This is a genomic window from Vibrio sp. 10N.222.48.A3, from assembly GCF_041475345.1.
Classification (GTDB): Bacteria; Pseudomonadota; Gammaproteobacteria; order Enterobacterales; family Vibrionaceae; genus Vibrio; species Vibrio tasmaniensis_A.
The window spans coordinates 1-6,376 of the sequence record NZ_JBFRVX010000011.1; the positions used below are offsets into that span (position 1 = coordinate 1).

5 protein-coding genes are annotated in these 6,376 nt (G+C 42.4%); 3 read left to right on the plus strand and 2 right to left on the minus strand.

What is annotated here, in order from left to right; all coding sequences use genetic code 11:
• Positions 1-168 precede the first annotated feature (168 nt).
• Together AB4653_RS00215 and AB4653_RS00220 are read right to left on the minus strand one after the other, a co-directional pair.
• Entirely contained in the window at positions 169-1,866 is a 1,698-nt protein-coding gene (locus tag AB4653_RS00215) for an ATP-binding protein (protein WP_102258594.1), read from the minus strand.
• Between the two features lies 1 nt (position 1,867).
• Complete coding sequence (locus AB4653_RS00220; RefSeq protein WP_102258595.1) at positions 1,868-2,410, minus strand: heme NO-binding domain-containing protein; 543 nt, start codon at positions 2,408-2,410, stop codon at positions 1,868-1,870.
• Between the two features lie 324 nt (positions 2,411-2,734).
• Here AB4653_RS00220 and AB4653_RS00225 point away from each other — a divergent pair, with 324 nt between their 5' ends.
• From AB4653_RS00225 to AB4653_RS00235, 3 genes are all read left to right on the plus strand, one after another.
• Entirely contained in the window at positions 2,735-3,334 is a 600-nt protein-coding gene (locus AB4653_RS00225; RefSeq protein WP_102258596.1) for a CoA pyrophosphatase, read from the plus strand.
• Positions 3,335-3,643: 309 nt separating this feature from the next.
• Entirely contained in the window at positions 3,644-4,897 is a 1,254-nt protein-coding gene (locus tag AB4653_RS00230) for an aromatic amino acid transport family protein (RefSeq protein WP_009847035.1), read from the plus strand.
• Positions 4,898-5,017: 120 nt separating this feature from the next.
• Positions 5,018-6,376: L-serine ammonia-lyase (locus tag AB4653_RS00235; RefSeq protein WP_009847036.1), on the plus strand; the 1,359-nt coding region annotated here is incomplete at its 3' end.

Genomic DNA, 6,376 nt, shown 5'->3' on the forward strand with positions numbered 1-6,376 from the left:
ATTTTTATAGTTTTTCAAACCTCCTTAATATAATTAATAAAAGCGACCAATAAAATAAGTGAACGTATAGCATTGTCAGCTCACTTGTTACATTGACAATATACTCAAGACATTAGAGACAAATCAATAACGTTGCATATTCACTCACTACAAAGGCAATGATATTTATTAGCCCCACTTATTCAGCATTATCACTAAGTCGTTAGCGGTATAGGGTTTACTCAATATATCGTCCATACCAGATTCAATACACAACTCTCGCTCTTCTTTTGTCGTACCAGCGGTTAATGCAATAATTGGTTGGCTATATCCTGAACTTCGCAGTTTCTTCGTCGCTTCAAAACCATCCATGACTGGCATCCGGCAATCCATAAACACAATGTCATACTCATTATTCGACGCTAATTCCAACCCTTCTATACCATTACCGGCAATCGCTGGCTCTATTTCGTATTTGCGTAGCATTTGTTGGATGATGATCTGGTTCATCTTAATATCATCAACCACCAACACTTTAAGCAATGTCAATTCAACCTCAGACTCAAAACCTTTGGCGACACTATCGCGCTCAGCCAGTGTATCGACAACTTGAAGAGGGAGTGAAATGGTAAATGTCGTACCCGAACCAACAATACTGCTCACCTCAATGTCTCCCCTCATTAACGCAGCTAGCTTGCGACAAATCGCTAAACCAAGCCCTGTCCCTTCGTAATTTCGGCTACTTGAGTTATCGGCCTGTGTAAAAGGTTCAAACAGTGTCTTAATAGCAGATTGAGCAATACCAACGCCACTATCCTCAACAGAAAAAATAAATTGGTCGTTAAGCCATTTTATCTCTACGCTCACATGGCCTTGATCGGTGAATTTAATTGCATTGCCGATTAAGTTCACGAACAATTGAGTAATACGCTCTAAGTCACCGTAAAAGTGACTGGGTACCCCAACGGTTACATTGACATCAAACTGGATCTGCTTTTCAAGCGCTCGATTGGTAAAAATACTATCAATGGTATTTTTCAAATCTTGGAGTGCAAATGTTTTGGGAATTAATTCCAGCATACCCGCATTGATTTTACTGTAATCGAGAAGGTCATTAATGATGGTTCTAAGAAACTCACCGGATTGGCTCAAGTTATTCACGATCTCACGTTGAGAACTGCTCAGTTCGGTGTCGCTTATCAACTCCGCACTACCAAGAAGACCATTGAGTGGGGTTCTCAATTCATGGTTAATCATGGCGACAAAGTCACGCGTTGCCCTTTCGGACTCTTCCGCTCGTTTACGTGATTCTATATTTCGGTTAATCGCAAGTTGATGAGTTAACGCACTGCAGATAAGGTCCGTCACTAACAACAGTTGGCTTTGGATGAATTCGTAGTCTTGATCTAACAACCTGACCTGAACGATTAACGCGCCCACAATCACTTTTTCGACCTCTAATGGCACGGTAAGCAAGCAACCTTGCCAATGAGGTTCTTGAATGTCTTTCTCTATTACCTCGACTGTTTCATCACCATAGTCATGGGTTTGTAACTGAGGGATTAGATTGGGGGGTAACACCAAGCGACTGGCTTCAATTAGATAACTGTTAGTTACACTCGCCGTCAATTGGGACAACATCACGTCATCGAGATCACTCCTCAGAAACGCGCGTCCGAAATCAATCAACAGGTTGTCGATTTGTTCTTGGAATTCGATCCGTCGAATATTCGCATTTGAACGCTTTTCTAATTGGCGCAACGCAAGTTCAAGCTGTTGATTGGCCTCAAACAGTTCGAGACTCTTTTGCTCCAACAAGGCTTCAGCCGCTTTCCGTGCTGCTATTTGACGTTTCAGTTTTTTCTCTTGGGCAGATGCCAGATCCATATCACTTTTCTACTTTGAGATTAAACCTAACCACACTTTGGTCATCATTCTGAGGTGTCATTTCTACCACGATGGTTTCACCATGATAGTCAGCACACCCCTCGATTAATCCCAAACAAACGTGAGACATACATCGTGCGCTTTTATAGTCAAAAACAAGTTGCGCTTCGGTCGTGGTGATAAAGCTAAATTGTGGAGGCTCAGCATCTGGGTAGAGCTTCTTCACTTCTACGTGAATGTAACGCTCTACGTGCTGAATAAATTGAAAAGTGGTGTTGCTGTGGGCGAGGCTCGCTTTATTCGGTAATGAGGCCAGTAAGTTCTTAAAAACCGATTGTCCAAAAACACGTTGCAGGCTCGCTGCATCAATCTCGGTTTTCTTACTCAAGTTTATAATCAATCGAACAAGATCTTTGTGGTCGTAACTTCCGACTGATGTGTAGATCCCTTCATCTTCTGACATCTCTAGAACTTCTTCCAAAAGCTCTAACCCAAACTTGTCTTCAACAAGCTCTAAAAATTCGGTGAATATGATTCCTTTCATTTCATACCTTTTCTTCTATTTCTTTTTAGAATGGTCCACTAAGTCATTGTTATCAAATTCTTAAACAGAAAATGTACGTTTCATCACCCAATTTATGACATGGATAACGCTTACTAGTAGAAGTACACATATTCAAATATAGCAAAATCCGTCACTCTTAGAAGATTGGGAACATTTACCTTGAAAAACGCCGCTACCCAGTCCCTTCTTATTTCCAGTTATTGCCGGTACTAACGGAGGAAAGTGAAGGCAAATTCGAAATTGGTAATCAACACACGGTTATGACTATACTTAAAATCATAATAATCAATATATTGGCTTTATATGAACAAAGATAACTTCCTTCAACAATTCCAGCTCAACTCTACCGTTGGCTATCACCCAGAATCCGTTGAGCGCGTTTCACATATCAATGACGATCAATTGCGTAAAGCAGCAGTGGTAGTCGGCTTAGTGGAACGAGAGGATGGTTTACATGTTATTTTTACGAAAAGAGCCGCTCATTTAAAACATCACCCTGGTCAAATCAGCTTTCCTGGAGGGAAACACGAACTCTCCGATCCTTCTATGCAATTCACCGCACTTAGAGAACTTCACGAAGAGGTCGGAATTCGATCGGATCAGGTTAAAATTGTTGGGCAATTACCTACTTTGAGTACCATTAGTAAATTTTTAGTTACACCGATTATTGTAGTGGTCGATTCGGACTATAAACCCATCATCGATGAGAACGAAGTTGCTTCGATTTTTGAGGTACCCGCCACCTATGTTTTAGACCAAGCCAAGTTACACAGCCACACTGTTAACTTAAAAAAAATCAAGCATCGTGTTTTTGCCATGCCCTTCCAAGAGCACCTAATTTGGGGCGTTACGGCTCAAATCATCCAATCACTGCAGCAACATGTAGTGCAACAAATTACATAGAAACTACGTTTTGTTTAATCCTTGTTAACAAACACAGCCTTTTCCATGGAACAGATTTATTAATCCAATTTTACGCAAACGTTTCCCTGGTATAATTCTGTACAACTCCGCCTTTCGCATAAGATTAACTAATAGCAGGCATGAGCATAAATCACCTGTGGCACGCTATTTTCGTGATCAAAAATCCGTTTTTCGCATATCATGTGACACGCCGTTTCATTACATGATTTAGATCTATTTTTTGTAGAAGAAAATTCTGCAGAATTAGCCCCGACTTATTTCCTGTTCCCAAAAAATGAGTAATTTAACATGAACACAACAACTTCTTCGGCAAATGCCGTTACAGATACAAGCAAGTTTAACTATAAAGATTTTACCTGGTGTCTATCACTATTCGGCACAGCAGTTGGCGCTGGTGTACTATTCCTTCCAATCAAAGCTGGTGCGGGTGGTTTTTGGCCACTAGTTATCCTAGCTTTAATCGCGGCACCAATGACTTGGTTCGCACACAAATCTCTAGCTCGTTTCGTACTGTCTTCTAAGAACCCTGAAGCAGATATTACAGACACAGTTGAAGAACACTTCGGTAAGACTGGCGCGAACCTTATTACTTTCGCTTACTTTTTCGCTATCTACCCAATCGTTCTTATCTACGGTGTTGGTATCACAAACACGGTTGACTCTTTCCTAGTAAACCAAATGGGCATGGAATCTATTCCTCGTCCTCTTCTTTCTGGTGCACTTATCCTTGCTATGACAGCAGGTGTTGTATTCGGTAAAGAGCTGATGCTTAAAGCAACTTCAGCAATGGTTTACCCACTAGTATTCATCCTACTAGCATTGTCTTTCTACCTAGTTCCTGATTGGAACACTTCAATGATGGAAACAAGCCCAGAATGGTCAGCAATGCCTTCTATTATCTGGCTTGCGATTCCAATCATCGTGTTCTCTTTCAACCACAGCCCAATCATTTCACAGTTCTCTAAAGAGCAACGTCGTGTGTACGGTGAAGACGCGGTTAAGAAAACTGACGCGATCACTGGCGGCGCAGCAATGATGCTGATGGGTTTTGTAATGTTCTTCGTATTCTCTGTAGTACTTTCTCTATCTCCAGAGCAACTAGCAACAGCGCAATCTCAAAACATCTCGGTTCTTTCTTACCTAGCTAACGTTCATGAGTCTCCACTTATCTCTTACATGGGTCCTCTAGTGGCGTTCGCAGCAATCACTTCTAGCTACTTCGGTCACTTCCTAGGTGCTCATGAAGGTCTTGTTGGTCTAATCAAGTCTCGCTCTGGTTCTTCAATCAGCACGATTGAGAAAGCTTCTCTAGCGTTCATCGTTGTTACAACTTGGATTGTTGCGGTAGTTAACCCAAGCATCCTAGGTATGATTGAAACAATGGGTGCTCCAATGATTGCAGCTATCCTGTTCCTAATGCCTGTATTCGCAATGAACAAAGTACCAGCTATGGCTAAGTACAAAACTTCAGCACCTGTGCAAATCTTTACAGCTTTATGTGGTCTAGCGGCTATTAGTTCTGTAATCTACGGCGCTCTTTAATCTCAAGCCCTTTTTATAAGATGACATTCATCTTATATGGCGAGGTTAGACAAAAAATATAATGATAATAAATGAGCCTCCCTACTCCCCTTGGGAGGCTCTCTTTTTGAGGTAATCGCTATGATTAGTGTATTTGATATCTATAAAATCGGTGTTGGTCCATCGAGCTCACACACAGTTGGACCAATGAAAGCGGGTAAAGAATTTATTGATGACCTACGTTCAATGGGAAAATTGCGCGACATCACTAAAATCACCGTGGACGTATATGGATCACTATCACTGACAGGGAAAGGTCACCACACAGATATCGCAATCATCATGGGTCTTGCTGGCAATACTCCTGAGCGTGTTGATATCGATTCTATTGCAGGCTTCATTGCTCGAGTAGAAGAAACTGAACGTCTACCTGTCGGTATGCACTGTCATACTGTTTCGTTCCCTCGCGACGGCGGAATGAACTTCCACACTAGCAACCTTTCTCTACACGAGAATGGCATGAGCATTCATGCTTGGGTTGATGACGAAGTCGCATATTCAAAAACGTATTACTCAATTGGTGGTGGTTTCATCGTTGACGAAGAGAACTTCGGCAAAGAAGAAGAAAACCCAATTAAAGCACCTTACGAATTCACAACAGCGGAAGAGCTGGTTAATCAGTGTAAAGAAAGTGGTCTTTCTATCAGTACACTGGTTATGAAAAACCAAGCGGCTTTCCACTCAGACGAAGAGTCTCGCACTTACTTCGCTAACATCTGGAAAACGATGCGTGAGTGTATGGATCGCGGTATGAATACTGAAGGTATCCTGCCTGGTCCACTGCGTGTACCTCGTCGTGCAGCAGCACTTCGCCAACAACTGATCACGTCAGAAAAAACAACTAACGATCCAATGACAGTTGTTGACTGGGTGAACATGTTTGCTTTCGCAGTAAACGAAGAGAACGCAGCTGGCGGTCGTGTAGTAACGGCACCAACAAACGGCGCATGTGGCATCATCCCTGCTGTATTGGCTTACTACGATAAGTTCATTCAAACAGTGACAGAGAAAGACTACATCCGTTACTTCGCAGCTTCTGGCGCGATCGGTGGTCTTTACAAGCGTAACGCTTCTATCTCTGGTGCTGAAGTTGGCTGTCAGGGTGAAGTTGGCGTGGCGTGTTCTATGGCTGCTGCTGGTCTTGCTGAGCTTATGGGTGGTAGCCCAGAGCAAGTATGTATGGCTGCAGAAATCGGCATGGAGCACAACCTAGGTCTAACGTGTGACCCAGTTGCTGGCCAAGTACAAGTTCCATGTATCGAGCGTAACGGTATTGCTGCAGTTAAAGCAATCAACTCGACTCGTATGGCACTTCGTCGTTCTTCTGCTCCGACTGTTTCTCTAGATAAAGTTATCGAAACAATGCTAGAAACCGGTAAAGACATGAACGCCAAATACCGTGAGACTTCTCAAGGTGGTTTGGCTGTTAAGGTTGTATGT